At 48.3% G+C, this 26,752-nt stretch carries 26 protein-coding genes and 1 other annotated feature; of the genes, 7 read left to right on the top strand and 19 right to left on the bottom strand.

Annotated elements, in window-relative coordinates; all coding sequences use genetic code 11:
- Nucleotides 1-4: 4 nt before the first annotated feature.
- The 3 genes from BUB81_RS11370 (at nt 5) to BUB81_RS11360 (ending at nt 1,862) form a co-directional block, all read left to right on the top strand.
- Nucleotides 5-481 (top strand): hypothetical protein, encoded by a 477-nt coding sequence (locus tag BUB81_RS11370; protein ID WP_139241562.1) that lies wholly within the window; start codon nt 5-7, stop codon nt 479-481.
- 99 nt (nt 482-580) lie between these two features.
- A complete protein-coding gene (locus tag BUB81_RS11365; protein ID WP_175555802.1) occupies nt 581-1,384 on the top strand; it encodes a tetratricopeptide repeat protein in 804 nt (267 codons plus the stop codon).
- Nucleotides 1,385-1,508: 124 nt separating this feature from the next.
- The gene (locus BUB81_RS11360; RefSeq protein WP_073322709.1) at nt 1,509-1,862 is read left to right on the top strand and encodes an outer membrane protein assembly factor BamB family protein; all 354 of its coding nucleotides are present in this window, start codon (nt 1,509-1,511) and stop codon (nt 1,860-1,862) included.
- Nucleotides 1,863-2,024: 162 nt separating this feature from the next.
- On the opposite strand, the gene hisIE is transcribed toward BUB81_RS11360, so the two are convergent.
- The 8 genes from hisIE to hisG are packed head-to-tail and all read right to left on the bottom strand — an operon-like array spanning nt 2,025 to nt 9,160.
- Nucleotides 2,025-2,645, bottom strand: a complete 621-nt coding sequence (gene hisIE, locus BUB81_RS11355) for a bifunctional phosphoribosyl-AMP cyclohydrolase/phosphoribosyl-ATP diphosphatase HisIE (RefSeq protein ID WP_073322707.1) — start codon at nt 2,643-2,645, stop codon at nt 2,025-2,027.
- 17 nt (nt 2,646-2,662) lie between these two features.
- Complete coding sequence (gene hisF, locus BUB81_RS11350) at nt 2,663-3,451, bottom strand: imidazole glycerol phosphate synthase subunit HisF (protein WP_073322705.1); 789 nt, start codon at nt 3,449-3,451, stop codon at nt 2,663-2,665.
- On the bottom strand, nt 3,433-4,170 hold the full coding sequence (gene hisA, locus BUB81_RS11345) for a 1-(5-phosphoribosyl)-5-[(5-phosphoribosylamino)methylideneamino]imidazole-4-carboxamide isomerase (RefSeq protein ID WP_073322703.1): 738 nt from the start codon (nt 4,168-4,170) through the stop codon (nt 3,433-3,435). Before hisA ends, hisF begins: the two co-directional genes overlap by 19 nt.
- Complete coding sequence (gene hisH, locus BUB81_RS11340; RefSeq protein ID WP_073322701.1) at nt 4,170-4,775, bottom strand: imidazole glycerol phosphate synthase subunit HisH; 606 nt, start codon at nt 4,773-4,775, stop codon at nt 4,170-4,172. Before hisH ends, hisA begins: the two co-directional genes overlap by 1 nt.
- The gene (hisB, locus tag BUB81_RS11335; protein ID WP_342742616.1) at nt 4,775-5,935 is read right to left on the bottom strand and encodes a bifunctional histidinol-phosphatase/imidazoleglycerol-phosphate dehydratase HisB; all 1,161 of its coding nucleotides are present in this window, start codon (nt 5,933-5,935) and stop codon (nt 4,775-4,777) included. The genes hisH and hisB overlap by 1 nt, the downstream gene beginning before the upstream one ends.
- Nucleotides 5,842-6,924, bottom strand: a complete 1,083-nt coding sequence (gene hisC, locus BUB81_RS11330; protein WP_073322697.1) for a histidinol-phosphate transaminase — start codon at nt 6,922-6,924, stop codon at nt 5,842-5,844. The genes hisB and hisC overlap by 94 nt, the downstream gene beginning before the upstream one ends.
- An 11-nt stretch (nt 6,925-6,935) precedes the next feature.
- Nucleotides 6,936-8,243 (bottom strand): histidinol dehydrogenase, encoded by a 1,308-nt coding sequence (gene hisD, locus BUB81_RS11325; protein ID WP_073322695.1) that lies wholly within the window; start codon nt 8,241-8,243, stop codon nt 6,936-6,938.
- A 14-nt stretch (nt 8,244-8,257) separates the two neighbouring features.
- A complete protein-coding gene (hisG, locus tag BUB81_RS11320) occupies nt 8,258-9,160 on the bottom strand; it encodes an ATP phosphoribosyltransferase (RefSeq protein ID WP_073322693.1) in 903 nt (300 codons plus the stop codon).
- Nucleotides 9,161-9,205: 45 nt separating this feature from the next.
- Nucleotides 9,206-9,320, bottom strand: a sequence feature (His leader region).
- Between the two features lie 225 nt (nt 9,321-9,545).
- Here hisG and BUB81_RS11310 point away from each other — a divergent pair.
- Complete coding sequence (locus BUB81_RS11310) at nt 9,546-9,902, top strand: hypothetical protein (protein ID WP_073322689.1); 357 nt, start codon at nt 9,546-9,548, stop codon at nt 9,900-9,902.
- A gap of 214 nt (nt 9,903-10,116) precedes the next feature.
- On the opposite strand, the gene BUB81_RS11305 is transcribed toward BUB81_RS11310, so the two are convergent.
- From BUB81_RS11305 to BUB81_RS11295, 3 genes are all read right to left on the bottom strand, one after another.
- A complete protein-coding gene (locus tag BUB81_RS11305) occupies nt 10,117-10,518 on the bottom strand; it encodes a GFA family protein (protein WP_073322687.1) in 402 nt (133 codons plus the stop codon).
- 332 nt (nt 10,519-10,850) lie between these two features.
- The gene (locus BUB81_RS11300; RefSeq protein ID WP_073322685.1) at nt 10,851-12,035 is read right to left on the bottom strand and encodes a TonB family protein; all 1,185 of its coding nucleotides are present in this window, start codon (nt 12,033-12,035) and stop codon (nt 10,851-10,853) included.
- A complete protein-coding gene (locus tag BUB81_RS11295) occupies nt 12,022-12,399 on the bottom strand; it encodes a BlaI/MecI/CopY family transcriptional regulator (protein WP_073322683.1) in 378 nt (125 codons plus the stop codon). Before BUB81_RS11295 ends, BUB81_RS11300 begins: the two co-directional genes overlap by 14 nt.
- Before the next feature lie 627 nt (nt 12,400-13,026).
- On the opposite strand from BUB81_RS11295, the gene dps reads away from it, so the two are divergent.
- Nucleotides 13,027-13,539, top strand: a complete 513-nt coding sequence (gene dps / locus BUB81_RS11290) for a DNA starvation/stationary phase protection protein Dps (protein ID WP_073322681.1) — start codon at nt 13,027-13,029, stop codon at nt 13,537-13,539.
- Between the two features lie 158 nt (nt 13,540-13,697).
- Complete coding sequence (locus BUB81_RS11285) at nt 13,698-14,204, top strand: GAF domain-containing protein (protein ID WP_073322679.1); 507 nt, start codon at nt 13,698-13,700, stop codon at nt 14,202-14,204.
- 27 nt (nt 14,205-14,231) lie between these two features.
- Here BUB81_RS11285 and BUB81_RS11280 read toward each other — a convergent pair whose 3' ends face one another.
- Complete coding sequence (locus BUB81_RS11280; protein ID WP_073322677.1) at nt 14,232-16,538, bottom strand: efflux RND transporter permease subunit; 2,307 nt, start codon at nt 16,536-16,538, stop codon at nt 14,232-14,234.
- Between the two features lie 146 nt (nt 16,539-16,684).
- Between BUB81_RS11280 and BUB81_RS11275 the strand changes: the two genes are divergently transcribed.
- Nucleotides 16,685-17,110, top strand: a complete 426-nt coding sequence (locus BUB81_RS11275) for a CBS domain-containing protein (protein WP_073322675.1) — start codon at nt 16,685-16,687, stop codon at nt 17,108-17,110.
- Between the two features lie 26 nt (nt 17,111-17,136).
- Here BUB81_RS11275 and BUB81_RS11270 read toward each other — a convergent pair whose 3' ends face one another.
- The 7 genes from BUB81_RS11270 to BUB81_RS11240 form a co-directional block, all read right to left on the bottom strand.
- On the bottom strand, nt 17,137-17,619 hold the full coding sequence (locus BUB81_RS11270) for a GNAT family N-acetyltransferase (RefSeq protein ID WP_073322673.1): 483 nt from the start codon (nt 17,617-17,619) through the stop codon (nt 17,137-17,139).
- Nucleotides 17,620-17,682: 63 nt separating this feature from the next.
- On the bottom strand, nt 17,683-20,826 hold the full coding sequence (locus tag BUB81_RS11265; protein WP_073322671.1) for an efflux RND transporter permease subunit: 3,144 nt from the start codon (nt 20,824-20,826) through the stop codon (nt 17,683-17,685).
- 18 nt (nt 20,827-20,844) lie between these two features.
- Complete coding sequence (locus tag BUB81_RS11260; protein WP_073322669.1) at nt 20,845-21,999, bottom strand: efflux RND transporter periplasmic adaptor subunit; 1,155 nt, start codon at nt 21,997-21,999, stop codon at nt 20,845-20,847.
- 243 nt (nt 22,000-22,242) lie between these two features.
- Nucleotides 22,243-23,373, bottom strand: coding sequence for a GGDEF domain-containing protein (locus BUB81_RS11255; RefSeq protein ID WP_084526450.1), 1,131 nt, complete (start codon nt 23,371-23,373; stop codon nt 22,243-22,245).
- A complete protein-coding gene (locus tag BUB81_RS11250) occupies nt 23,360-23,935 on the bottom strand; it encodes a PqiC family protein (protein ID WP_073322667.1) in 576 nt (191 codons plus the stop codon). Before BUB81_RS11250 ends, BUB81_RS11255 begins: the two co-directional genes overlap by 14 nt.
- The gene (gene pqiB / locus BUB81_RS11245; RefSeq protein WP_073322665.1) at nt 23,932-25,575 is read right to left on the bottom strand and encodes an intermembrane transport protein PqiB; all 1,644 of its coding nucleotides are present in this window, start codon (nt 25,573-25,575) and stop codon (nt 23,932-23,934) included. Before pqiB ends, BUB81_RS11250 begins: the two co-directional genes overlap by 4 nt.
- Nucleotides 25,572-26,720, bottom strand: coding sequence for a paraquat-inducible protein A (locus BUB81_RS11240; RefSeq protein WP_139241561.1), 1,149 nt, complete (start codon nt 26,718-26,720; stop codon nt 25,572-25,574). The genes pqiB and BUB81_RS11240 overlap by 4 nt, the downstream gene beginning before the upstream one ends.
- Between the last annotated feature and the right edge of the window lie 32 nt (nt 26,721-26,752).

Below are 26,752 nucleotides of genomic sequence, written 5' to 3'. Positions count from 1 at the left end.
CATCGTGTCGCAGAGTAATCCAGCAAGGCGAACCGCTCTTCTCATCAACATTTTCCCTTTTGCCGTGGGCCTGTTGAGTTTTGTCTTCGTCTTATTTTATGGGGATTACCCGAGTTGGCAGGCAGAAGAACGAAATAACGCATTCCAGCGATATTTACGCATTGCCGATCCGCATTTGGTATTCCACGGTTTTGTTAATCCGGGGAACGGCCGGGTATCGCTTATGTTGCATTATCGCGATGGATTCCAACCCGAAAATTCGAACTACAAACGCCCCAATCACGACAGCCTCGCAACACAATACAAGCCAATTGTTCTGCAGGTAGTGTGCAGCTATCCGGACTTCTTTTTGTCGTTGCAAAAGGGCACCTGGAAAAACATTGAAGTTAACGTACTCGATGGCGATTTGTCGCCTTCAATGCACTACCTGTTTAACTTGCAAATAAATTATCAGCGGTGCCAACAAGCGCCTAGGGTATAGCTCGCCCCAGAACAATACGACGAAAACCGACCTAAAGTAGGAGAACATACGGCGGTAATTTGTCTTAGTCTTAGCTAAGTAAACATGGAGATGAGGCAAATGATGAAAGTCGCGAAACGGGCTGTCGTATTACTTGGCGTAGCGCTCTTTAACACAGCCAATGCAGCTGAGACGTTACCCGAGGACTTTGTAACGGCAAAGCCACAAGTTCAGCTCTATATGGCTTATGCTGAGTTTAAGATGGCAAATTATTCGCTGGCACGGGCAATGTGGCAGCATGTGGAAGGCGTTGGAAAAGCAGAAGCATTATTTAATCTTGGTATCCTGCATGAGCAAGGAAAAGGCGTAGAAAGCAACCTCGAACAAGCACTGGATTATTATTTGCAGTCTGCTGAAGCCGGCAGTCGCGCTGGTGCCTATCAGGTGGGTGTTGTGGCGCTGGCGCATCCTGAGTTGGTTTCTGCGGATACCGCCAGGCATTGGCTGATGATTGCAGCGCTGGATGGCGATGAAGATGCAGGCGAGTTGTTACGAACGTTGGATAACAGCGATTCGGCCGACCCTTTGATTTCAGTCAAGCGACTATTGATGCGCGGGGACAGCGAGCTGGCTTTTCAGCAACTTGTTGCATTGAGCGAACAAAACCCGCCTGACTATGCCGCCACAACTGAACTTGCCTGGCTATACGAGACCGGGCTGGGTGTGGAACGCAATCTGCAAAAAGCAGCTGAGCTATTCACCATTGCGGCAGAAGCCGGGAACCCGAAGGCGCAGTACGCGCTGTCGGTGATGTACGCAACCGGCGCAGGTAAGCCAGTTGATATGAAGGAAAGCAAGACTTGGCTGACGATGTCTGCCGCTCAGGATTATCAACCTGCTGTTCGGCAGGTATCAGCGCAATAGCGTTAATGAATACACTCATACACTTTCGGCTTAAAAGGGGAATTGTTAGCAAGTATGTCCATGCCACAACAAGTGAATTGAACAGTGCTATTCTGAATGCCGAACCTCAGTATTGGAGAAGACAATGGAAAAGCTGTTTTTGGGCATAAAAGGCCATGTGGTTTGTTTGGACAAGGTGACAGGAAAGAAATTATGGGAAACCAAATTAAAGTCGACTTCCGGCGTCACCAATTTACTGTTTGAAGATAACCACGTTTTTGCTTATGCAGGTGGACACTTGTTTTGTGTTAATGCAGAAAACGGCAGAATAAAATGGGAAAACAAATTGGACGGGTATGGGTATGGGGCCTGTATTATTGCCAGTGAAAATCAAAATGCCAGCCTGATTGCAGACCAGTTACAAGCCCAGCAATCCTCAGCGGCTACAGCAAGTATCATTGCAGCTACGGCAAGTACATCGGCTGGTGCTGGCGAGTAACAGGGAACTGGTATTGAACATGGCTACCTCGCTCATTTCTGAAAAAGTAGCCATTCGTCCCTGAATTTCAGCGCGATATCAGGGAATTTTCATTAATACCGAATTGTATCGCTCAACATGTTACAAGGCGGCAAAAGCTGTATGCATGTTGAAAGAACTACATTACGCTTTGTGACGTTCGCGAAGAATGCTGATAGCATCCGACATCGACATATCACAGGCTTGCAACAGTACCGTTAAGTGATACAGCAAATCAGCCGCTTCGTTTTTTAGCTCTTCGGTGTCCATAACGGTCGCCGCCAGGGCGGTTTCTACGCCTTCTTCACCCACTTTTTGGGCGATGCGTTTTACGCCTTTGCTGTACAGTCTGGCGGTATAGCTGGAGTCCGGATCGGCGTTTTTACGCTTAGCCAGAATCCGCTCAAGATCGCCAATAAAGGTGTAATCAGCTACGTCACCATTGAACCAGCAGCTTTCAGCGCCGGTGTGGCAAGTTGGGCCATTCGGATTGGCCAGTACCAGCAGGGAATCGGCATCACAGTCAGCACTGATGCTCACCAGATCCAGCGTATTGCCCGATGTTTCGCCTTTCTGCCACAACCGCTGCTTGGAACGGCTAAAAAACGTGACTTTGCCACTTTCCAGTGTTGTTGTCAGCGCATCCTGATTCATGTAACCCTGCATGAGTACTTTGCCGGTTACGGCATCCTGAACAATAGCAGGCAGCAGGTTGTCCATTTTATCCCACGCCAGTTGCGCAAGTGTTTGTTGTGTCACTTTCATATTCACACCCTTGTCGGTTAACCCTGGCGAAAGCGTTCGCGCATGGCAATGCCTTCGCTAACCAGCGTGGCTTTGAGTTCGTCGATGTCGATAATGCCTTTGTGGAAAACAGACGCTGCCAGCGCGCCATCGACATCGGCTTGTTGAAATACATCGGTAAAGTGGGGAATCGCCCCCGCACCGCCAGAAGCAATCAGCGGGATATTACAAATATCACGTACGGCTTTTAGCTGAGCAATGTCGTAACCCTGACGTACGCCGTCCTGGTTCATACAGTTCAGTACGATTTCACCGGCACCGCGTTGCTGTACTTCTTTAATCCAGTCCAGTGTTTGCCATGCAGTTTGCTGAGTGCGACTCTCGTCACCAGTAAACTTGTACACTTCGTACTGGTTGTTGTCTTTGTTGTAAAAGCTGTCGATACCAATAACCACGCACTGTTGCCCGTATACATCGTGTAGCTCGTTGATCAGGTCCGGGTTAGTCAGCGCGGGTGAGTTGATTGATATTTTATCTGCACCCATTTCAAGGATGCGGCCCGCATCTTCAACTGACTTGATACCACCGGCTACGCAGAACGGAATATCAATAACCTGCGCGATGCGGCTTACCCAGCTTTTGTCTACCACACGCTGGTCAGAACTGGCGGTAATATCGTAAAACACCAGTTCGTCTGCACCGGCTTTCGCGTATTGTTCCGCCAGCGGTACGATGTCACCAATGATTTCGTGGTTGCGAAATTGTACGCCCTTAACCACTTTGCCATCGCGTACATCCAAACAAGGAATTATCCGTTTTGCCAGCATGCGATAGCCTCCTCAACGTTGAATTTACCTTCCAGTAACGCCCGGCCTAAAATCACGCCGCCGACGCCAGTAGGGCGTAAGGCACGAATGTCGTCCAGCGAACCAATGCCGCCGGAGGCCTGCCAGCTTACTGCCGGAAACTGTTTGCACACTTCGGTGTACAGCGCCACGTTAGAGCCCTGCAAGGTACCGTCACGGCTGATATCGGTGCACAGAACATGTTTTGCGCCGACTTCAGCAAACTCACCCAGGATTTGTTCCAGTGACACACCCGAGTTTTCCTGCCAGCCGTGGGTGGCAATGAACTTGTTGCCTTGTTCGTCGATGTTGATATCCAGGGCCAGCACGATGTGTTCAGGACCGTATTTCTCAACCCAACTCTTTACCAGTGCCGTTTCCTTTACCGCCAATGAACCAACGACCACGCGGCTTACGCCGGACTCTAACAGCTGAGCGACTTCCTGCTCACTGCGAATACCGCCACCAGCCTGAAACTTCATGCGCTTGGTGTCGACCATTTGTTTGATCAGGGTAAGCTGACGCTTGCTGGTGTCTTTAGCACCGGTCAGGTCCACAATGTGCAACCATTCTGCACCCTGGTCGGCATAGCTATGCACTACATCAACCGGCGCTAAGGTGTACTGAGTTTTCTGGTTGTAGTCGCCCTGATAAAGGCGAACGACTGCGCCGTCTATTAAATCAATTGCTGGAATAATCATTACATGTTCACAAAGTTAGTTAACAGTTGTGCACCGGCTTCACCAGAGCGCTCAGGGTGGAATTGCACACCGAAGAAATTATTGTGCTGAATCGCCGCCGAGAAGGGCTGGCCGTACTCACACGATGCCAGCGTATGCTCATACACGGGTACAGCAAAGCTGTGCACGAAGTAGAAATAGGTGCCTGCATCAATACCGGCAAATAGCGGTGAATCAGCCTTCGGCGTAATTGTGTTCCAGCCCATGTGAGGCAGGCGTAAGTCGCCAGCTTTCAGGCGGGTCACTTCGCCCGGCATCAGCTTCAGGCAATCAATGGTGCCGCTGGTGGCTTCATCAGACTGCTGAACCATTAATTGCATACCAAGACAAACCCCCAGTACTGGTTGCGTGAGTTGCTGCAGCGTTGGAATAAGGTCTTTTCCGGTAATGCTTTTCATGGCTGCGCCAGCGCTGCCTACGCCAGGCAGAAACACTTTGTCGGCCGCTTTAATGACAGCCGGGTCGTCAGACACGGTAACCGCCACACCCAAGCGTTCCAGCGCAAACTTTACCGATGAAATGTTCGCACAGCCGGTGTTTACGATCACAATGGTTTGTTGTGACATTACAGGGCTCCTTTACTGCTTGGCAGGGCGTCACCCTGGCGCGTAATTGCCTGGCGCAATGCGCGGCCAAACACTTTGAATAAGCTTTCTACCTGATGGTGAGCATTGCCCTCAGTGGTCGACAAATGCAAGGAAAGCCCCATGCTTTGCGACAGCGAATAGAAGAAGTGCTCTACCATTTCAGTGGCCATTTCACCAACCTGGTCGCGGCTGAAATCAGCCTCGAACTTAAGGTAAGGGCGGTTGGAAATGTCCATAATGCATTCTGCCCGGCACTCGTCCATGGGCAGCGCGAAACCAAAGCGCCCAATACCACGTTTATTGCCAAGGGCTTTTTTCAGTGCTTCGCCTAATGCCAGTGCGGTGTCTTCAACACTGTGGTGATCGTCGATGTGTAAATCGCCATCTACTTTTACCTGCAGTTCGAAGCCGCCATGAGTGGCAATCTGGTCGAGCATGTGGTCGAAGAAACCAATGCCGGTGTGAATACTGGATTTGGCTGCTGAGTCTAAATCTACCCGCACATGAATGTCGGTTTCAGACGTGGTTCGGGTGACTTCGGCAATGCGGGCAGAGGCCAGCAGTTGCTTTTCAATCATTGGCCAGTTCAGCGTTTCGCGGTCGTAGCGAATACCTACAATACCCATGTTCTCAGCTAGCTGGATGTCAGTCAGACGATCACCAATCACGGCTGAACGGGTGAAGTCGACTTTACCTTGTTGCAGATAGTCTTTCACCATGCCCAGTTTAGGCTTGCGGCAGGTGCAATTGTCGGCGTCGAAGTGAGGGCAAATCAGCACGTCGTCAAAGGTCACACCCTGACTTTCGAAGATGGCCATCATGGCATTGTGTGGCTTTTCAAAATCCGCGGTCGGGAAGCTGTCGGTACCCAAGCCATCCTGGTTGGTTACCATAACCAGCTTGTAGCCTGCCGCTTTCAGCTTAAGTAATACGGGAATCACCTGGGGTTCGAAGACCAGCTTTTCCAGTGTGTCTAACTGCTTATCGATAGGCGGTTCTTCTACCAATGTGCCGTCACGGTCGATAAATAAAATGGCTTGCTGACTCATGACTGGGCTCCTGTTTGTTGAAAAAAGGTGTTCAGCAGCGACAGCAGTCGCTGATTTTGTTCGGCGTTGCCAACGGTAACGCGCAAACAGTGTTGTAAATTCAGTTGCTTGGACTGATCGCGAATGAGCATGCCTTCGCTGACTAAATATTGCATGATGTCGCTGCTTTGCGGGTGACGGAACAATATATAGTTGGCTTTTACATCACCCATCAGCGTAACGCCAGGCAGGGCGCCAAGGGCTGTGCGAAGGGCGTCGCGTTCGTTGTTCAGATAGCTCACCTGTTCGCGCATACGGCCTACGTTTTCTTCACTGAGTGCCTGGGTCACAATTTGTGCGACTGGCTCAGGAATTGGGTAAGGCGCAATGACCTTCATCAGTGCCTGAATAATCTCTTCGTTTGCCAGCGTAAAACCGCAGCGTAAACCAGCCAGCGCAAAGGCTTTTGACAGCGTACGCAATACTACAAGGTTCGAATACTGACTGAACTTGGTGGCCCAGGTGTTGGCCATATCAAACTCAATGTAGGCCTCGTCCATTACGACCAGCGCGCGGTCTTCAAAGTGTTCCAGAATACGCTCTACATCTGCGGCTTTAACCTGTGTGCCGGTTGGGTTGTTAGGCGCACAAATAAAGATCAGGTTCACGTTGTCGACGGCGCAAATGCCATCGACGTCCAGATTAAAGTCGGGCTTGAGCGGCACGCGCTCGATGCCTACGTCACAGGTTTCTGCGCTGATGGCGTACATACCGTAGGTCGGCGGGCAAATAAGAATGCGATCTTCACCGGGCGTACAAAATGTGCGGATCAGTAATTCAATCCCTTCGTCAGCGCCCCGGGTCACAATAAGTTGTGACGTTTCTACGCCAGCATAACGGGCATAACCGTTGATGACGCCAGACGGCTGACAAGATGGGTAGCGATTGAAATGACTGTCATCAATCTCATAAGGATTGGCAAATGGCGATTCGTTGGCATTGAGCCAGTCCTGGCCACCAGAAAATAACCGGCGCGCTGATTCATAAGGCTTCAGCGGCACCAGATTGGCGTTGATAAGGGCATCAACTAACTTACTCATACACAGGCTCTCTACTTCGAATCGTTACGTTGCAAGGCTTCCAGGCGATAGCGCACCGCGTCACGGTGAGCGTCCAGCCCTTCGGCATCGGCCAGTTGCATAATTGCGGGGCCCAGATTGCGCATACCGTCTTCAGACAATTCCTGAATGGTATAGCGGCGCATAAAATCAAGCAGTCCCAAACTGGAATAGTTACGCGCATAGCCATAGGTAGGCAGCACGTGGTTTGTACCTGATGCATAATCGCCAGCACTCTCCGGCGACCATGGGCCAAGGAAAATAGAACCGGCATGTTTAATGGCCGGCAGGTAATCCCTGGCATTGTCAATTTGCACAATTAAGTGTTCAGGTGCATAGGCATTGCTGACATCAATGGCCTGCTCAACCGACTCTGCCAGAATGTAGCGGGCATTTTGCATGGCTTTGCTGGCTATGCTTTCACGCGACAAACGCGCAAGTTGCGCTGTGACTTCTGCTTTCGTTGCTTCTATTAGCGCCTGACTTTCTGACACCAGAATGGCCTGAGAGTCGGGACCGTGCTCTGCTTGAGACAGCAGATCAGAGGCGACGAATTCAGCACTGGCGTTTGCATCGGCCAGCACCAGCACTTCAGAAGGACCCGCAGGCATATCAATGGCTGCGCCATCTGCTCGCTGACTCACTTGCTGTTTGGCTTCGGTCACAAAGCTGTTACCCGGACCAAAGATCTTGTCGACCTTGGTGATAGTGTCGGTACCAAATGCCATTGCTGCAATGGCTTGTGCGCCACCACATAAATAGATTTCTTCAATGCCACACAGCTTGGCGGCGAAGGCAATTTCCGGCGCAATTTGTTGCTCTGCATTGGGCGGCGTACACATTACACGGCGCTTACAGCCTGCCACTAACGACGGCACACCCAGCATCATGACGGTTGACGGTAAAGGCGCACTGCCACCTGGAATATACAGGCCAACGGCTTCGAGGCCGGTAAAGCGCTGTTCACATACAACACCGGGTGTAGTGGTGAGGCGAATATCTTCTGGGTACTGCGCCTCGTGAAACTGTTTTACGTTGTTAAATGCGGTTTTAATCGCATCTTGCACCTCAGCGGTTACCTGCGCAGCAAGCGTATCGCGAGCGGCTGTCGACAGTTGTAGTGCTTCAAGTGACGGGCAATCAAACTTGCGGGTGTATTCAAGTACGGCGTCGTCGCCACGAGCGGTGACGTCGGCCAGAATACCCGCAACCGTGTTTCGCAGTGACTCGCTGTCTGCCATGGCCGGGCGCGATAGCACCTCGGTTTTTTCGGCATCAGAAAGCGTTGACCAGTTAATCATAGATAACCTCTCAGTTAACCCATCATTTTTTCAATTGGCATAACCAGTATGGAACTGCAGCCCAGCGCTTTCAGCTTTTCCATGGTTTCCCAGAACAGGTTTTCCGGGCTGACAACGTGAATAGCAACGGTGTCTTCTGCGCCAGCTAATGGCAGTACAGTTGGATTCTCGGCACCAGGCAACAGGCTTTTAACCTGCTCAAGATACGCTTTTGGCGCATGTAACATGATGTACTTGCTTTCCTTGGCCTGAATCACGCCGTCGATACGTGGCACAAGGCGGTTGATCAGGGCTTGTTTTTCGTCACTGATCTCGCCATCTGCGCGCTGAATTAATACGGCTTTGGAGCGGAAGATCACTTCTTCTTCCTGCAAGCCATTCGCTTCCAGTGTTGCGCCGGTTGATACCAGGTCACAAATTGCATCAGCAACACCTGCACGAGGCGCGACTTCAACTGAACCAGTTAGCATAACGGCCTTGGCGTTAACGCCGCTTTCTTTAAAGAAACGCTCAAGCAAATAGGGGTAGGTGGTCGCGACTTTTTTGCCTTCTAGTGACTTAACACTCTCGTAGTTAAATTCGTTAGGTACGGCAATAGACAAGCGACAGCCGCCGTAGTCCAGGCGACGCAGTACTTCAAAGTCAGCCGCTTTACCAGCAGCCTGACGTTCCAGCATTTTCTCTTCCAGCTCATTCTCGCCAATGAAACCCAGGTCAACTACGCCATCCATTACCAGGCCAGGGATGTCGTCATCGCGGACGCGCAACAGGTCAATATTTTCGTTGGTAGAATGAGCAATCAGCAGGCGATCACGGATATTAAGTTTAATGCCAATGGCTTTGAGTAGTGCAATGCTGTCGTCGCTCAGACGACCTGACTTTTGAATTGCAATACGTAATCTTCTGCTATCACTCATGGTGATGTTCCTCTGTAAAAACTAGAATTTGGTACGCCTTAAACGAAAAACCCCCGGAAGTTTCCTTCCGGGGGTCGATAACTTTATCTGCGCCACTGGAAGGAAATAATAACCTTCCAGCACAAACCTGAAAGGTTATGCTTTGTGATGGTGGTGATGCATTGCGGCGCGTTGAGTCATTTGAAATCTGTTCACTAAAATTCGACGCGCAAACAATAGCCAAGTCGCGCATTCATTGCAAGCCTTTTGCAACTTTTGTGAGCGGAAATGCTCTAACAAAGTGTTATAAGTACAATGATTTTGGTATGAATCATTGTGGTCTGGTGGTATTTTGACCAATGGCAACACTGTTTACGTGAACAGGGCTTCGATTAGCGACTAAACAATGAGTAACGATTTACTGTTTTCCATTATTCCCAGAGAGGGAAAAATACCGGTAGTAACTGACGAGCGGGTTAAGCGAGTCAGCAAAGAAGCGCGCGCGAAACAATTGTCTGAAGACGAAAAAGAGACCCACGACGAAGAGCGCCTGGTGAGTGAGCAACAGCAGTATCGTGTTCATGAAAAGCAGGGCAAAAAGGAAGAGGGTTCCGCAAACACTGAGCAAGAGCCTGAAAAAAAGCTGTCTGGTAAAGACTCAGATGACGATGTTGTTGAAGACGTTACCTACGACAGCCATGGCGAAACCGAACACCACCATGAAGAGGATGGCGGCCAGCCTCATATTGATACGTTCACCTGAGTCGGTCCAGACTTGACGCAACAAAGGCCAAATTCATAATTCAATTCATTTCGGTATTTCTGTTACTGGTCAAAAGCGGTCATTTCCATAAAGACCACCAAACTCACTCTGGGAAAATAAATTTGCAAAAGCGGGTATCAACGCTTGGCTTTGCGATGTGCCGGAGATTAGCGTAGGTGCGTCCGCCAGCAGCCACTGGTTATGTGGTGGTTGCTCAATCTGGCAGACCCTCGAATTTTGGCAGGTCCTCTAAACCCTCATCCCACACAGCTTTGCTGGATGAAAAGATGTGCGCTGTTGGCACGATTGAGATTTCTGTGTCTAAGCATCCTGCGGGAATGACGAGCAAGTCTGGGATCTGAGTGTTCGGCAATGCTGAGCCACACAACTTACAAAAGCTTTTGTTATGACGAGTGCCTGGAAGCGTAAAGGACGTCACAGCATCTGCACCTGACCGCCAGACCAATTTCGCTGACTGTGAGAATAGGTTTGCTGCATGAGCCGAGCCTGTATCTTTCTGGCAATGCTGACAATGGCATAGGTAAAAGCCATTGAAGTCACCTTTAACCTCAAATTTGACGGTACCACATAGACAAGATCCGACATGATCAGTCATCAGAATTTCTTTCATGGCACGAGGGTGAATGTAGCGAAATACACATAATATCTAATTATAGAGAATTCACCGTAGTTCCGGAATAAATATATCTGTTTAATGTCAGCCAATTTGATGGGATTCAATTATGAGTATAAAAGGTCCGCTCTGGGCAATTAACCTTTATCTAAACCGCAAGCTGTATTCTTCCGCTATTCACTCATTGGAGTCTTAAACAGCCGCTGCCGAAGTTGTAAATGGTTAAAAAGCCGTGATTTTGATAAAGCCCAGCTAGCTCACCACATTGCAAAAAGGCACCATCCGGCGCCTTTTTATGTTAAATATTAATAAGACTAAAGTTTAAAAGTTATCTTTTTTGTACCGACCACACCTTCTAGTTCGTGCGGAACAAACCGCCATTGTGCTAACGCTAGCTTCGCTGCGTCGTCAAACACGCCGGCAGGTATTGACTCTATGACTCGGATATTTTCAACTGTACCGTTAGGTGTAATTCCATATTCAAGGACTACAGCTCCTTCGACCCCTTGCGCTTTAGCATCAGCAGGATAAGCGGGCTTAATTCTGACAATAGGATTATGTAGTTTAAGGGCCTCTTTAGAAGCTGGCTGATTAGTATCTGATGCCCGCGCGGTAACCTGGGTTGCTGCAAGCGCAGTTAATCCCAATAACATTACGCAAGCTAACAGCTTGTTGTAGCGACCAGGGCTGGCCATATTACTGATTCGTTGTGTCATCATAGATGTCGTTCCTTTTCTTCCAAAACAGTTATGTATTACCGCCATTTGTGACGGATTGTGGGATGCCAGAACTGCTTTGGCATATTCTTTTCGGTGTTCAACAGAGGCGCCATCTAACACGTTCTGATCACAGGATAGCTCCTGGTCGTGGCGAAAATAGAGATAGCTGAGCCATATAAGAGGATTGAACCAAAATAAAACGGTCACAGAAGTCGCAATGATATTCCATACAATATCCCTGCGGCGATTATGATAAAGCTCGTGTTGAATAATCAAATGCTGTTGAGCAGGACTATATCGGGTTATAAATTGGAGTGGCACATAAATGGCAGGCTTAACAACTCCCATTAACATTGGCGCTGCAATATCAGCCAAGTAAACAGGAATTTTATCGGGGGCAACCGGAGCACTTAGTGTTGCCGAAACCGCACTTTTAGTGCGCTGATACACGCGATATGAACCTATGATAATTGCCGCAAAACCAAGCGTAGCACCAGCCAGATATATCGCCCCAAGAACCTCACCGCTGCGTTGCAATGCCTCGCTTTGCTGTTGTTGTCCCAAACCGGAAACCAGCAACTCTGGTACTTCAACGACTATCGTGGTTTTTACGTTATTAGGTAAGAACCAGTAAACGATGAAAAGTGGTACGGCAAACCATAATTGGTATGCTTGCTTCGCTCCAAAATAACGGTATAGCGGAATTCTTATGAACAGTATTATCGTTAAAAGCAGTGATAACGGCATTACTAACGCGAAAACAAAGTTAATCATTGTCATCTTCCCACTCCTCAATGAGTTTTTTTAATGCATCAATATCCTTTTGCTGCAACTTTTGCGATTTGGAAAAGTGGGCGACTAATGGCGATAAACTGCCGCCGAAGAGCTTTTGCACAAAATCCTGACTTTCCTGCTCGACATAGTGTTCTTTTGCAACCAAGGGATGGTAAATATATTCGCGGCCCGATTTTGTATAAGCCACTACCTGCTTTTTCACCAGCCTGTTTAGCAGCGTATTTAGCGTAGTGAGTTGCCATGCTTTATCGAGATTTTCCAGTATCAATTTCGACGTCAGTTCAGGCTTATTCCACAGGACAAGCATCACCTCATACTCCGCCTCAGAGATATCAATTTTTGATTGCATTAGCTCTCACCTTAACTATTACAGCTGTAGTAAATTCATTTATTACATCTGTAGTATTAATAGTCAAGATAAATCGATTATTTTTTCAACTGCACGATGGTGACATGAACTTAATGGATTTCCATTAATCACATCAGCATATATATTTAATTTGCATCTTTGTGCATTCTTTTTTTGCTAGGTCTTAGATTGGACTTAAATTTTCAATTGATTATGTGAGCTCAATTACCTGACACCTGATTAATAGCTAATTTCCAATAAATGATTTGAGTGTTAGTCTTTGAAAACCATATGATGTGTTTTAGTGGGAATGATTAGATGTCTGCTATTCGCTCTTTTCTGCCATTCATCATTTGCGGAGTCTCAGATTGAATACAAGTGCATCATTCTCTTCCTCTCTGACTGATTCAAACCCCAGCCGACTCTGAAGAATTTACAATCCTCTGTATTCTTTACTTCGTTCGGAGGATTTGTCATACCCTTGCTAATTTACTCGTTATTCCTTGTACCCCTTATTATTTAAGGGCTGATGCACCTTTCTGCATTTCGGCACGCGCTGTGCAATACCTTTTGTGTATTCATTTGAGGTTGAACGAACTCAGCCTTTGTTAACGTACAGGAGTATTTATGACTAACGCGAAAATTGCACAATTTACTGCCCCAGGCATCAAGGACAATGCCGCGCAAGACACTATCTCTGTACTGGACGACCGTATGGTCGCACTTATCGATTTGCAGCTAACCCTTAAGCACATTCATTGGAATGTGGTGGGTCCGAATTTTATTGGCGTGCACGAAATGCTTGATCCTCAGGTTGAGGCAGTGCGCGAAATGACAGACACCATTGCTGAACGCATTGCTACATTAGGCGGCGTACCGGTAGGCACTCCGCAATCTATTGTTGAGCGTCGTAGCTGGGATGACTATGCAATTGGCAAAGGGCTAGTGACTGACCACCTGGCGGCACTTGATAAAGTGTACACAGGTGTGAATAAAGATCACCGCAAAGCCATCGAGACATTGGGTGAACTGGACCCGGTTTCTGAAGATATGATCACCGGTCAGTTGGCTCAGTTAGAGCAGTTCCAATGGTTTGTTCGTGCGCACATTGAATCGGCCTCGGGTGAACTCAGTAATTAATATTTGTTTTTCAGTGTTTCTTTCCTCATGTGTAAACCACACTTTGCCCGCATCCCATGCGGGCTTTTTTTTTGTATGGTAGGTCCGGCTGGTTGATACAGTCTTACCTGCTATACTGAAAATACCCTTCTAGTTCTTCTATATGTAGTCGTTTTTTTATGGATATCGATTCACTTACGCAGCTTAGTATCAATTTATCGAACCCGGATTTGGACCAGTCCAAGCAGCTCAAAATGGTGTGCTACGCCATTGGCGATACCATTGAAGGCGCAAACCGGGTAAGTCTGTGGAAGTTCGACGAAAATAAAACGGCAATAAATTGTATTGCTATGATGGCTGACGGTGAGTTTTCTGAGCCTGAGGGCGTGGTGTTATCGGCAGAAGATTACCCTGAGTATTTCAACGCCATCCTGGAATCCGACGTCATCAGAGCACCTGATGCCCGCAATCACCCCCATACCATGTGCTTTAACAAAGCGTACTTTCCGGCGGTAAACGTGTATTCGTTGCTGGATTATATTTTCAGTAACGACTTTGCGCCATTTGGCATTATCTGTTGCGAGAGTGTCGGCCACATAGTCGAGTGGAGCGATCAGGATCTGGCAAACCTCAAACGCGCTGCGCGTATCGTATCGATATTCTCTAATATACGAAATTTGGCCTGAACACTCGTCGGCGTATTCGTAGAGAATTTATTCAGTCGCCGTTTCTGCTGTTTCAGCCGGTTTATCCAGCCATAACAGAAACGCCGGCAGAAACAACAAGTCAATCACCAGTGCACTTACCAGAATGATAGCGGTTAACAGGCCCATATCTGAATTTAACGCAAAGCTGGACAAGCTCAACACCCCGAAACCAATTGCCAGTACGCTGGTGGTCACAACAAGTGCCTGACCGATGGTTTTGAAGGCATACTGATTCGCTTCTTTGGCAGTTTTACCTTGTTCCCGCGCTGCCTTGTATTTACTTAGGTAATGCACTGTATCGTCTACAATGATCCCCAATGTCATACTGAGCACCACCGACAGCGCCATATTGATTTCGCCCGATATCATGGCCCATATACCAAAGCCCAGGCCAGCGGGAAGTAAGTTGGGTACCAGACTGATTAAGCCTAGCTTCAGTGATTTGAGCGCAAATATCAGCAAAAAGGAAATCAGCACAAGCGCTAACAGAGAACCTTTCAGCATGCTTTGCATATTGGTTTCGCCAATATGCGCAAACATGAGGGCAGGGCTTGCAGCAGTGACACGTAAGTCAGGAGACAGCTTATTAAAGAATCGGTATGCGCGCTGCTCAAAGGCGGTTAATTCTTTACTGCCCAGGTTATCAAGCGTGACACTAATGCGGGTGGCAGCTTTGTCCATATCGATTTGGTTGTTTAAGTCCAGACCATAGGGCAAGGACATTTCAAACAATAACAGATACTGCGCAGCCAGCTCGGGGTCCATGGGTAACCGATAATAATCCGGATTATCGAAGTTCATGTTCTTATTGAGCTTTTTATAAGTATCGGCAATTGAGGACACGTGGTCGACTTCAGGTTGCACGCGTAACCATTCAGTAAAGGCAGCTACTGAGGTCAGCACTTCCGGATCATTAATACCCGACATTTCATCGGTATAAATAGCGAAGTCGATGGTCGCCAGGCCACTTAAATGCGCTGACTGGTAATCTGCCGCCTGCCTGAACGTGTTGTCCTGACTAAAGTACTTAATGGCGATGTCATTTAACTGATTGGTGGATGCCAATGTCAACGCCGTCACAAAAACAATCGCACTGTACGGCAGGATTCGACGGTAATAGGTAATAACCCAATCGCCCAACGACGTTAATAAGGAAGACAGTCGCGAGGTGGTTTTTGCCGGCGGCGTAACGGGCATTAACGACAATATGGCCGGCAACAGTGTTAGCGCCAGTAAACAGGCTAACATGACGCCAATTGCTGTCAGGTTACCCAGGTCGGCCAGAATGGGAACATCTGAGAAATTCAGCGTTAAAAAACCAATAGACGTGGTAACAGAGGTAATAATGACCGGCATTCTGTTCAGGTTGACTGCTCGCGCCAGCGCATCTTGTTTTGAAAGACCTTCTCGCATCTGCTGAAACCAGGAAGCAATGATATGTACGCAGTCAGCCACGGCCAGGGTCATCACCATGGTGGGAACATTTACGGTTGAAACACTGAGGAAATAACCCGCCCAGCCAGCAAATCCCATGGTTGCAGCAATGGTTGCGCCTACAATGAGCAGCGTTGCGAGTGCGGCCCAAAACGAACGCAATAGTACGCCAATCATTACAATGATAATAATAAACATTGCCGGCACCAGTGTGCTGGCATCGTCGTTAGCGGCGAGTTGAAATGCATCGTTCAGCATCACAACGCCGGTGAGGTGAATTTTATGATCCGGGTGAGTTGTGGTGACGTCTTCTGCCAATGCTTTCACGAAGCCAGCTACCTCGGCGACTTCTTTAGTCTGGTCACCGTCGCTCATTCTTACCGTTATGCTAATGACAGCTACCTGGCTGTCGGGTGACACCAGCCGGTTAACAACATCGGGCTCGGTTAAGGCAACCGCTTCGATATTTTTAATGAGTTCTTCTGACAGGGACTGCCAGTCGGGATAGAGCTTATCGACAATCAGGTCATCGCCTTCGGAGTAGGTATGCTGAAAGTTGGTGACGGAGTTCACCCGAATCGAGTAGGGCGTTTGCCAGGCGCGTTCTGTCAGGGCCTGAATGAGGTTTAAGGTGTCGGCGTTAAACACGTTGCCTGACTCGGGGACAACCAGCAGATTGACGGATTCGGTTTTATTGAAAATGTCCTGCATTTCTTCAAACGCGGCGCGTTGTGGATTGTCTTCGCGGAAGAACGTTTTGTAGTCTCCCCGGAAATACAGATACTGACCGCCGCTGGCTAATCCTGCAATGGCAATCATGCAGATAAGAATAATGGTAATGGGGTAGTTCATCAGCCTGGAAGTAGCGCTACTAGCCATGAGACGTCCTTTGTATTGTTATGATGGCTGGTCTAAAGTACAGCGAAGGTATTACACGCTGCCAAATTATTACCTTAATAGTATACTTACACTATGACACGGTGATTCGCGTTTTTCCACAATCAGAACAATGTTCAAGAGGGTGTATGAGTATTGCCAGCATAATGACCAAACGCGTGGTGTGCGTGATGATGGACGACTCGCTGGACACGGTTCGGCATATTTTTGAAGCCAGTGGTTTTCATCACTTATTGGTGGTTGAAGATGACAGACTGGTGGGGGTGATCTCTGACCGGGATTATTTGAAGGCGATTAGTCCGTTTCTGGACTCAGTGACAGAGCGTATTCGCGACCGCGCTACGCTGGATAAACGCGTGCATCAGATCATGACCCGGGATCCAATAACACTGAAAGCAACCAATACCATGGTGAGTGCCATTGAGTTGTTTAATCAGCATAAAATTTCGTGTTTACCGGTGATTGATGACCACGGTAAACCTATCGGGATTATTAGCTGGCGGGATATCTTTAAGTATTTTGCTGCGTCTGTGGCGCAAAAGCGCTTGTCGTAACACAAGCGCGTTACAGTGAAGTGCAATCAGGCTTTTGCAGCGAGGTCTAGCAATGCCTGACCATCCAGGCGGTACTTTATCCATTCACTCTGTGGCTTAGCGCCCAGTGACTCGTAAAAATCAATCGCTGGCTGATTCCAATCCAGCACACTCCATTCAAAACGGCCGCAGTCATTGTCGACGGCAATTTTAGCCAGCGCGGTAAGCAACTGTTTACCCGCACCCACGCCGCGGTGGGCAGACGATACATATAAATCTTCCAGGTAAATACCGTACTGACCTTGCCAGGTGGAATAACTGAAAAAGTACACGGCAAAACCAATCGCTTCACCGTTGAGTTCGCAAATAATGGCATGCGCCTTTGGCTGCTCATTAAACAGGGTGCGATGAATATGTTCTTCAGTCGCTTTTGCTTCGTGCTCGGCTTTTTCATAAATAGCGAGTTCGCGAATAAAGTGCAGAATAGTCGCAGTATCGGCTTTAACCGCCGGGCGAATAGTACAGGTCATGAATAGGTCCTAATTGCGCACCAGACATTGCGGGCAATATCTGGTGCGGGCATAAATCAAGGGTTAAGAAGCCTGAGGCGATTGGCGAAACACTTTTCTTTTGGCGCTAACAGCACTGCCAAAGAGCCACTTAAAGGCATTGCTGATGTCCTGCAAAATCAGGTACAAACAAGGCACCAGAATGAGGGTAACCAGGGTGGCATATAACACCGAAGAACCCAGAGCGGCCGCCATCGGGATAACAAACTTAGCTTGCAGGCTGGTTTCAAACAAAATCGGCAGTACGCCTGCAAACGTTGTTATCGACGTTAGGGTAATTGCGCGGAATCTCGCACAACCGGCCTGTCGGGCGGCGTCCAAAATAGAATAACCCTCAGCCCTGCGCTGATTAATAAAGTCTGTCATAACCAGTGAGTCATTGATTACAACCCCGGCCGCTGCAATCAAACCAAACGTCGACATCAGGCTTAAGTCCAAATCCAGCAGGAAATGCGACCACAGCGCACCCGTCAGACTGAATGGGATAACCGACATAATGATGATCGGCTGGCCATAACTCTTTAACGGGATTGCGAGCAGTATGTAAACCATGATCATGGCCGCGGTGAAGAACATAACCTGCTCGTCTTGCTGAGCCTGCTGCTCTTCTATATCGCCGCCTAACTGCATTTTAATGTCAGGGTATTCCTCGAACAATGCTGGCAGGAGCTTTTCATCAATGGTGGTAACCACTTCGTTGGGTTCAACTTGTTCTTCGTCAATTGCGCCCCAGACATATACCGAGCGGTAACCTTCCTCGCGGCGGATATAGCTGATTCCTGGCTCTTCGCTCAGCGCTACTACGTCACCTAATAACACTTCATCGCCTGTTGGGGTTTGAATGACTGTGTATTTCAGATCAGAGAAACGTTCACGTGTGAGGCGAGGGTAGCGAACCATGACTCTGACTTCTTCGCCGTCGCGGATCACACGCTGTGCTTCACCGCCGTAAAAACTCAGGCCAACCTGATTCGCGATGCTTCGCAATGACAAGCCCAGTTCATATGCGGCCGGTAAGAGTGTCATGCGCACTTCTTTACTGGCGGGGTCAATGGTCGAACTTACATCGTACAGGCCTTTTTCCTGCTGAAGCATTTGAATGAATCGCAAACCGGCTTCATTGAGTGATTTGATATCAGCACCGTAAATCAGGTAGCCAAACTCGCCATCATCACCACCACCGTTTACGTCGTCTTCAATGCTGAAGCTCTTCATGCCTGGAATTTCGGGGATTGCTTCACGCCATTTTCGAGCCAGTTCAAAGGTATTGAAATGCCGTTTTTCTTCGTCGACTAGTGGAATAACCAATCTGGCTTCAGTGCGCGACTCATTGAAGGCGAGCAAGTCTTTGATCATGCCACTGCCGTATTCGCGAATAGTTTGTTCTTCAATGTCCCAGATGACTTTCTCGATGGTTTTCAAGGCGTCAATCGTCGCCATATCTGACACATTTTCGTTCATTTCGATACCAATAGACGGGAAGTCGTGAGGCACCTTAGGGTTGGGCACGATGCGTACGTGATTACCGGCCACCAGGCCCCAGCTCAGCATCAGGACGGCCACAAATGTAGCCAGAACCAGCCAGCGAACTTCAATGGCCTTGGTTACTGTGCGTCGGTACGGGCCGTTTACAAACTGATTGAAACGGTTGTTGAATTTCACGCGCCAGCCGTTGGGTTTAACAGGTTTGAACTTAATGTTTGCAATGTGAGCAGGGAGGATCAGCTTGGATTCAATCAAGCTAAAGGCCAAACACAAAATCACTACCACAGCAATGTTGTAGAAGAATTCGCCTTCAGGACCGCTACTTAATGTAAAGGGCGCAAACACTGCAATAGTGGTTAACACACCAAAGGTTGCTGGTGTTGCGACACGCTTGGCACCGCGAATAACATTGTCTACACCACCGCCTTTCGATTCTATTTCGGAATACGCGCTTTCCCCTATCACTATGGCATCGTCAACCACGATACCCAACACCATAATAAAGGCGAACAATGAAAGGATATTGACACTCACACTGAACATAGGCATCAGCATTACCGCGCCTAGGAAGCAAAGTGGTAACCCAACCATAACCCAGAAGGCCAGACGGAAGCGAAGGAACAATGTCAGCATCATGGCAACCAATACAGCACCCTGAATCAGGTTGCTGAGCATCATGTCCAGACGCGCATTCAGGTAGTACGTCATGTCTACCAGCTCTTTTAACTGCAGGCCCGCTGGTAACTCTTCATTTTTGTGCGCCATGTAGTTCTTCACCGTTTCGGCGATGGGCACAATGTTTTGCGATTTGGTCGCGTTGACTGCAATTAACACCGCATTCTGGCCGGTGTAGCGGAAATAGCGTTCGCCTTCGGTGAAACCGTCTTTAATAACGGCAATGTCAGACAGCAACACTTTTGCGCCATCCGGGCCAACTTTCACAGGAATGCTTGCAAACTCTTCACCATCGTAGTACTGGTTTTCTATACGCACTGACACTAAACCAGCTTCGGTTCGCAGTTGACCAGCAGATACGTTTGCAGAGTATTGATTAATGGCGCTGGCGACATCAGAAATCGTCAGGTTGTACATTCTCAGCATCTCAGGTTTTACTTCAATGCCGATTTCGTCTGTAGGAACTCGTGCTGTAGCCAGTGAAATTGAGGAAAGCTGCAACAGGTCATCTTCGATTTCATTCGCGATGGGTTTGAGCTCTTCCAGCGGAATATCGCCAACCAGTGCCATTTCGTAAACCTGTTGCTGATATTCGGCCTGTGAAATGGTCACGGGTTCCATATCAGCCGGGAAGGTCGCAATACTGTCGACGCGCAGTTTTACTTTGTCGAGCACATCCGCCAGTTCTTCGTCTTTATCTATTTCCAGCGAAATTCGGCCGCTGTTGCGAAACGCGCGAGAGACGGTGCGTTTAATTTCACTGACGTCTTTCAGGCTTTCCTCAATTTTTATCAGGATACTTTCTTCAATTTCCTGCGGCGATGCACCAGGATACTGGGCGCTGATATTGATGTAGTTGATTTCAATATTGGGGAACATCTGACGCTGGATGCTATCGTAGCCGGTGGCACCCATAATCAGAATAAAAAACATCAGCAGGTTAGCAGCAACCGGATTACGGGCAAACCACGCAATTAAACCACGTTGCGTATCTAAAGGATCTTTCATCTCATGGTCTTCCGTGTCTTAAGGTTGCTTGGCGATGAGCTTCTCGTTGGCAATGACTTTCACGGCCATGCCATTTTGCGGGTACTCTGGCAATGTCATGACAATCCGGTCGTTGCTGTCAATGTCGGCACGAATCAAAAAGTCACTTCCCACTTCGCGAACGACATTCGCGGTTTTTGGTACCATTTTGTCTTCGTCGTCAAGGATCCAAATCTGGCGCTTGTTGATCAGCTCCTGAGGTATCTTGTAGATATTTTCCAGTGTCTTTCCGGTGAATTGCACCTGCGTGTACGAACCGAATTTAATCGCAGGCATACCCGTTTTAATACCGTAAGGGTCTTCGATACGAGCGACGAGGTGTGTCATGCGGGTACTGGCATCAACAATGCCCGTGTCACGGTGAATGGCGCCTGAGCGCTGAATAATATCGTCCTGGCGGTTCATCAGTGTAATGGTCGCCTCAATATCGCCAAGTTGACCTGGTAAAAAGGCCTGATCGAAACGCGCGAGCGGAAACACCACTTCGCCCACTTCAATGTTGTAAAGTAAGGCTGCACTGCTACCCGCGGTAACGAAGTCGCCACTGCCAACACTACGCGACACGATAAGTGCGTCGTAAGGTGCGCTGACTTCGCAATTGTCCAGGTCTCGCTTGGCAATTTTCAACTGGGCCTGAGCGGCTTTTAATGCTGCTTCCGCGCTTAAAATTTGAGGTTTACGCAAATACAGGTCTGTTACCTGAGCATCGGGCAGGGACGCCGCTTCTCGCTCGGCAACGCGGGCAAGGGCTTTTTCCTGAATCAGTGCGGATTCAGCTGAGGCAAGATTCGCTTGCGCCTGCAGTAACGCCGCTTCATAAGCGTCTTTTTCGATGGTGAAGAGTACTTCACCGCGCTTTATGATGCCACCAGACAGAAATTGTGGATTCAAACTGGTTATCTCACCGCTGACCTGGGCTGACAGGTTGGTTGACTCAAGCGGAGACAATTCACCAAATGCCTCAATTTCTACAGGGTAGGCAACCGGTGAGAGTTGTGTGACTTTAACGGTAGGACGAATATCGACAGCCTCGCTTTCACTTTCTTCGTTGCCAAGTGCCGTTACGCCTTTCATAGCGCCAAACCCTAAACCTACTACCAAAATGGGTAGACCGACTTTTATGATCCATTTCATATTACAGACTTCCAATAACCCTTGTTGATGCACTGTTTTAATTATTATTGACGATATTGCGTGCTATACAGAGTATTCAAATGTAAATATGTATGAGCAACGTAAAGATACCGTCACAGTTGTGCTTTTTTCATTGTGATTTGTAACCAATAACCGAGGCGCAGGTGAATATTGAGTTTGCAAATAGTACCGGCGTCATCAGCGTGCACATGAATACGTGAATGTGCGATAAGTTGGTTTACTTTATAGTCTTGCTAATGATGACGCAGATAGCACCTTATTGCGACCCTTTTCTTTGGCTTTATACAGGGCTTTATCGGCCAGTGTCAGGGCTTTGTCCAGCCCTTGTTCAAAATCGATTTGAGCCACACCAAAGCTGGCGGTGATCACAACCTTTTCTTGCTGGAGTTCTACGAGGGAAGTGGCAAGGGTTTCACGCACTTTTTCGGCCAACACAACCGCATTTGATTCTTCTGTATCAGGCAACACAAACAGGAATTCTTCGCCGCCCCAGCGGGCCACACCGTCCTGTTCTCTGATTGATGCTTTAAACAGGTCGGAGACGTGCTTGAGCACTACATCTCCACCGTCGTGACCGTACTGGTCATTAACTCGCTTAAAACGGTCGATGTCACACAAAATAAGGGTTAGCGGCTTTTTCTGACGACGGGCACGGGCCGATTCAAATTCGATGAATTGTTGAATACCACGCCGGTTGGGTAATCGGGTCAGTATGTCTTGTTGTGCTTGCTTCTCAAATTTATCGCTAAGGTCTTTTACAATATTAAAACTGGTCTGCCGACTGTGTTCGTAAAACGCAGACAAAAACGTCACCGTGGCGAATGAATAAAGCAAGCGGAGCTTAAATTCGGTGGTGTAGTGAGCAACAACAAACCAACCATCTGCAGCGAATAAAATGTAACTGCAAAGGGTAATAAACACCGCAACCGTAATTACACCGTACACGACCCCGGCAAAAAACATGGCAACGGGAGGCAGCACGTAAATCCACAGTGGACCAGTGTTCGCAACCCCGCCCGTGATAACCAGATACAACATGAGTCCGGCCAGCGACACGACCAGAATAAATGGGGCCAGAACATGGTTGTAGAGGACTTTAGAGTGCAACAAAAGGGCTTTACACAAGCCAAATAACGCAGAGGAGGACAGTAAGACAATGCCAAGTACGCGGTCATTGTCGATCATTGCACTGATACCTAAAGCAAAGGTAATCGACATACCCACCATAGCGAACAGATTTATTACAATGATTTTGCGGTTGGCGTCTTCATCGTAAACCTGTTTACAGCCACTGGTGATGAGCCAGTTAACAGAGCGAGTAACACGGTCAGTTATGGTATTAATGAGCCTCAATTCCTGTCACGATTTGGTTAGCTAACTTCGCTACGAGTTCGCGCATTTTTTCAACTGTATGCGCGAAGCCGTCTTTCTCCAAAGGCGTTTGAAACGCAAACTCAATGATTTTCCCGGGTTGTTGTGATTGTCCTAATCGATAAGTGCCACGCAAAATGACCATTCCATTGTATGCAGGAATAAAATCATCAATAGAGATATCTAAAATGTAGCCTGACTGAGCGCTGTTTGTCCACAATCTTTGCGTTTGTAAGCGGAACTTATGGTTGGTTGCCAAATTGTCTTTGAGCGATTGCACTACGCCTTGTTCCACTGGCTCAGACCATACGTGTTGTGGTGAAAAATGCAGTTCACTGGGGCTCAACTGTACAATTAGACTGCGCTGTTTCAGGTATTCCGGTATCGACAACGAGCGCAATTCTATTGAGGGCCAGGTGGTAATATCCTGAGTCTCAGATGGTTGTACGGGCTCGTGTAACAGGTAGTAATTCATGCTCACCGGGCGGCTGCTACAGCCTGCCAGTACAAAGGCCATGATGATACTGAATGCGACTTTAATCATGGGTTTGTCTCCCTGGCTTTGGGTTGAATATCGACATCGGCGTTGTCTGAAAAGATAAGTCCGTTAGGTGTGGTATTGAGTTGTCGCAACAAGGGCTGAATAGCGCGGAGCGTATCCTGTAACGCATTCATCGTGTCGGCGATCTCTGCTTTACTCAGGCCGCCTTGTGAATAATGCTTCAGCAGCCCTTCAAATGCTTGCAGTGATTGCTGGATTTGCGCATTTAATGTTTCAGTGTCAAAGCTGGCCAGGGTTGCATCGAAATTGTCACTGGTTTGGTTAACCGATTCCGCCGCGGCTTCCAGCGTTTGTACCACATCACCGATTTGTGTGATCAGATCTTCAAGCGGTAACGCGTTGATTTTGTCCAGGATGGCGTCAGCTTTTTGAGTAAGCTGGGTAAATTCGTTAGAGACCGTAGGAATAATATCGAAGCCGTTTACTGTTTGTATGGCGGCGATTTCCGGATCGTCGACGTGCTGCAGGTCTACGTACAAACCACCGGTCAGTACGTTACCCATACGCAGGGTCGCGCGGAGATCCTTCCCAATCCATCTGGCCAGTCGTTCGCGCAAGAATTTCAAGCCGGTCTCACTGTCCTCTAAACGCACTTTTCCAGGGTACAGGTTTATCAACACAGGGATAGGGTAGTCGTCGTCCAGCAGGCTGCCGATTTCAATTGACGCGTAGTTGATGGCCTCGACTTTACCTATTTGCAAACCACGGTACTCCACAGGAGCACCGACTGTCAGTCCTCTTACGCTTTCTTCAATCAGCAAAATATACTGAGCGGCATATTTAAAGCGTTCGTCGGCAGCGGCGTCGTAATCGTTGTAAATGACAAACTCAGCGTCGTTGTCGATGGCAGCCCCTTTGCTAACACCCTGCGGATTACCGAAGGTAACCCCGTTGGCGAGTAAGGTTTCCAGACTCCCGGTTTGAATAGTAAGGCCGGTTGATGCCAACTGCAGTTTCACGCCACTGACATTCCAAAAGCGCGTATTAGCGTTAATTAATTTGTGGTACGGGTCGTGTATGAAAGCGCGATATTCAATCACGCCTTCATCAACGTTAAAATTGACCTCTTCAAACTCACCAACTTTGAAGCCTTTATAAATTAGCGTATCGCCCGGTTTATAGGTCAGCTCGTCATTTTGGCTGGTGAGTTTAACATGCAGGCCGGGCGTGCCGGGTGGGGTAACGGGAGGGCGCTCAAGTGCCGTAAACTGCAGGACTTCCTGATTGCCACTCTCAGCGGTCATGGCGATGAAGCTACCAGACAACAGCGTATTCAGACCGGATACCTCAGAAAACGAAATGCGCGGCGCAACTACCCAAAACTGGGTGTTCTCATTCAATAAATGTGCGGCATTGTTGTCGATACGCGCTGTCACAGTAACACCGTTCAAATCAGGGTTAAGTTCAATGCGTTTAACCTGACCAATGTCTAAATCGCGCACTTTTATTGGCGTTTTGTTTACCTCAATACCACTGGCTGATTGCATATTGATGGTGATCAGCGGACCTTGATTCTTCCACTGGTAATACACCATCCAGCCGCCCACAAGCAGTGCAAGGATTGGGATAACCCAGACTTTAGAAATGGGCGTAGTGGGTTTTATATTTGCATCTTGCGTCATAGTGTACTGACTTTCCTTTGCTGCCAGATTAGCCTTGTGTCGAATGTCATTGCCGCTAGCATGGTAACGAACACCAGCGCACAAAACGCCAGAGCTGCAGGTCCGGGGTATATGGATAATGTGCTGCCCAATTGAATCAGGGCAACCAGAATCGCAACGACAAACACATCAATCATCGACCAACGGCCGATAAATTCAATAAAACGGTAGTAGCGAATTTGCCGGTCAGGGCGGGTTAGCTCATGATACTGAACGGCATACGTTAATCTCGCCAAAATAACCAGCTTGGCAATGGGTATGACTATACTAGCACCAAAGATGACCCCGGCAATAGGATACGACCCTGATTGCCATAAACTGATCACGCCGCCCATTATGGTGTTGGGTTCATCGCTGCCAAATAGTTCGGTGTGCATAATCGGTAAAGCGTTGGCCGGTATGTAGAGCAGTACGGCAGTGAACAGGAGTGCCCAGGTGCGTTGAATGCTAAGACTCGCTGTCTCGTCGCTAAGCGGTTTTGCCTGAGGCAGGTGTCCGTTGTAAAGCCAGATTTTGATGCGTGTCTCGTCAAAGTAAAACAGGGCAGCACTCATGCAAACACTAAAGAGCACGAAGGCATAAAATGACATACCAATTGCAACGTCGGCAAGAGACGTAATTTTTATCAGGCTAACCAATGTGCCTAACAAGAATATTTCGGCCATGCTCCAAGGCATCAGTGTTTTTACCCAGAACAGTACGGTTTTCATCCAGTTTTGGGGCGTGGAAAACAAACGCCCCCATAGTAAAACCACCAACCCCACAAGTACCAAGCCCGGTAGAACGAGTGTAGCCAGCCCGGTTATCAACGCAAGAGACACATAATCCTGTTCAATCAGCACGTTCAACCCGCCGGGCAGATCGATGTTATTTTGTTGCCCGCTGGCGCGGAATGACAAAAAATTAAACGGCAAAGACAGGCACAGAAACACCAATGCACTGACTGCCAAAGACAAGCAAAGTGCGTAGTCCTGTTTATGGTAAATACTGAGGGTGTGGCCACACCGAGGGCACACTGCGCGTTGCTTGTGCTGTAAATGCGGCACGTTTACCGTGGCTTCGCATTGAGAACAGATTAGCTCGCAGGTTGATGCATTTTCGGACATGAGTAACGCCAACAATCACTTAGGTATATAGA

Origin of the sequence: Marisediminitalea aggregata (assembly GCF_900129565.1) — a bacterium.
GTDB lineage: Bacteria > Pseudomonadota > Gammaproteobacteria > Enterobacterales > Alteromonadaceae > Alteromonas > Alteromonas aggregata.
This window is presented reverse-complemented; position numbering and strand designations above follow the sequence as displayed.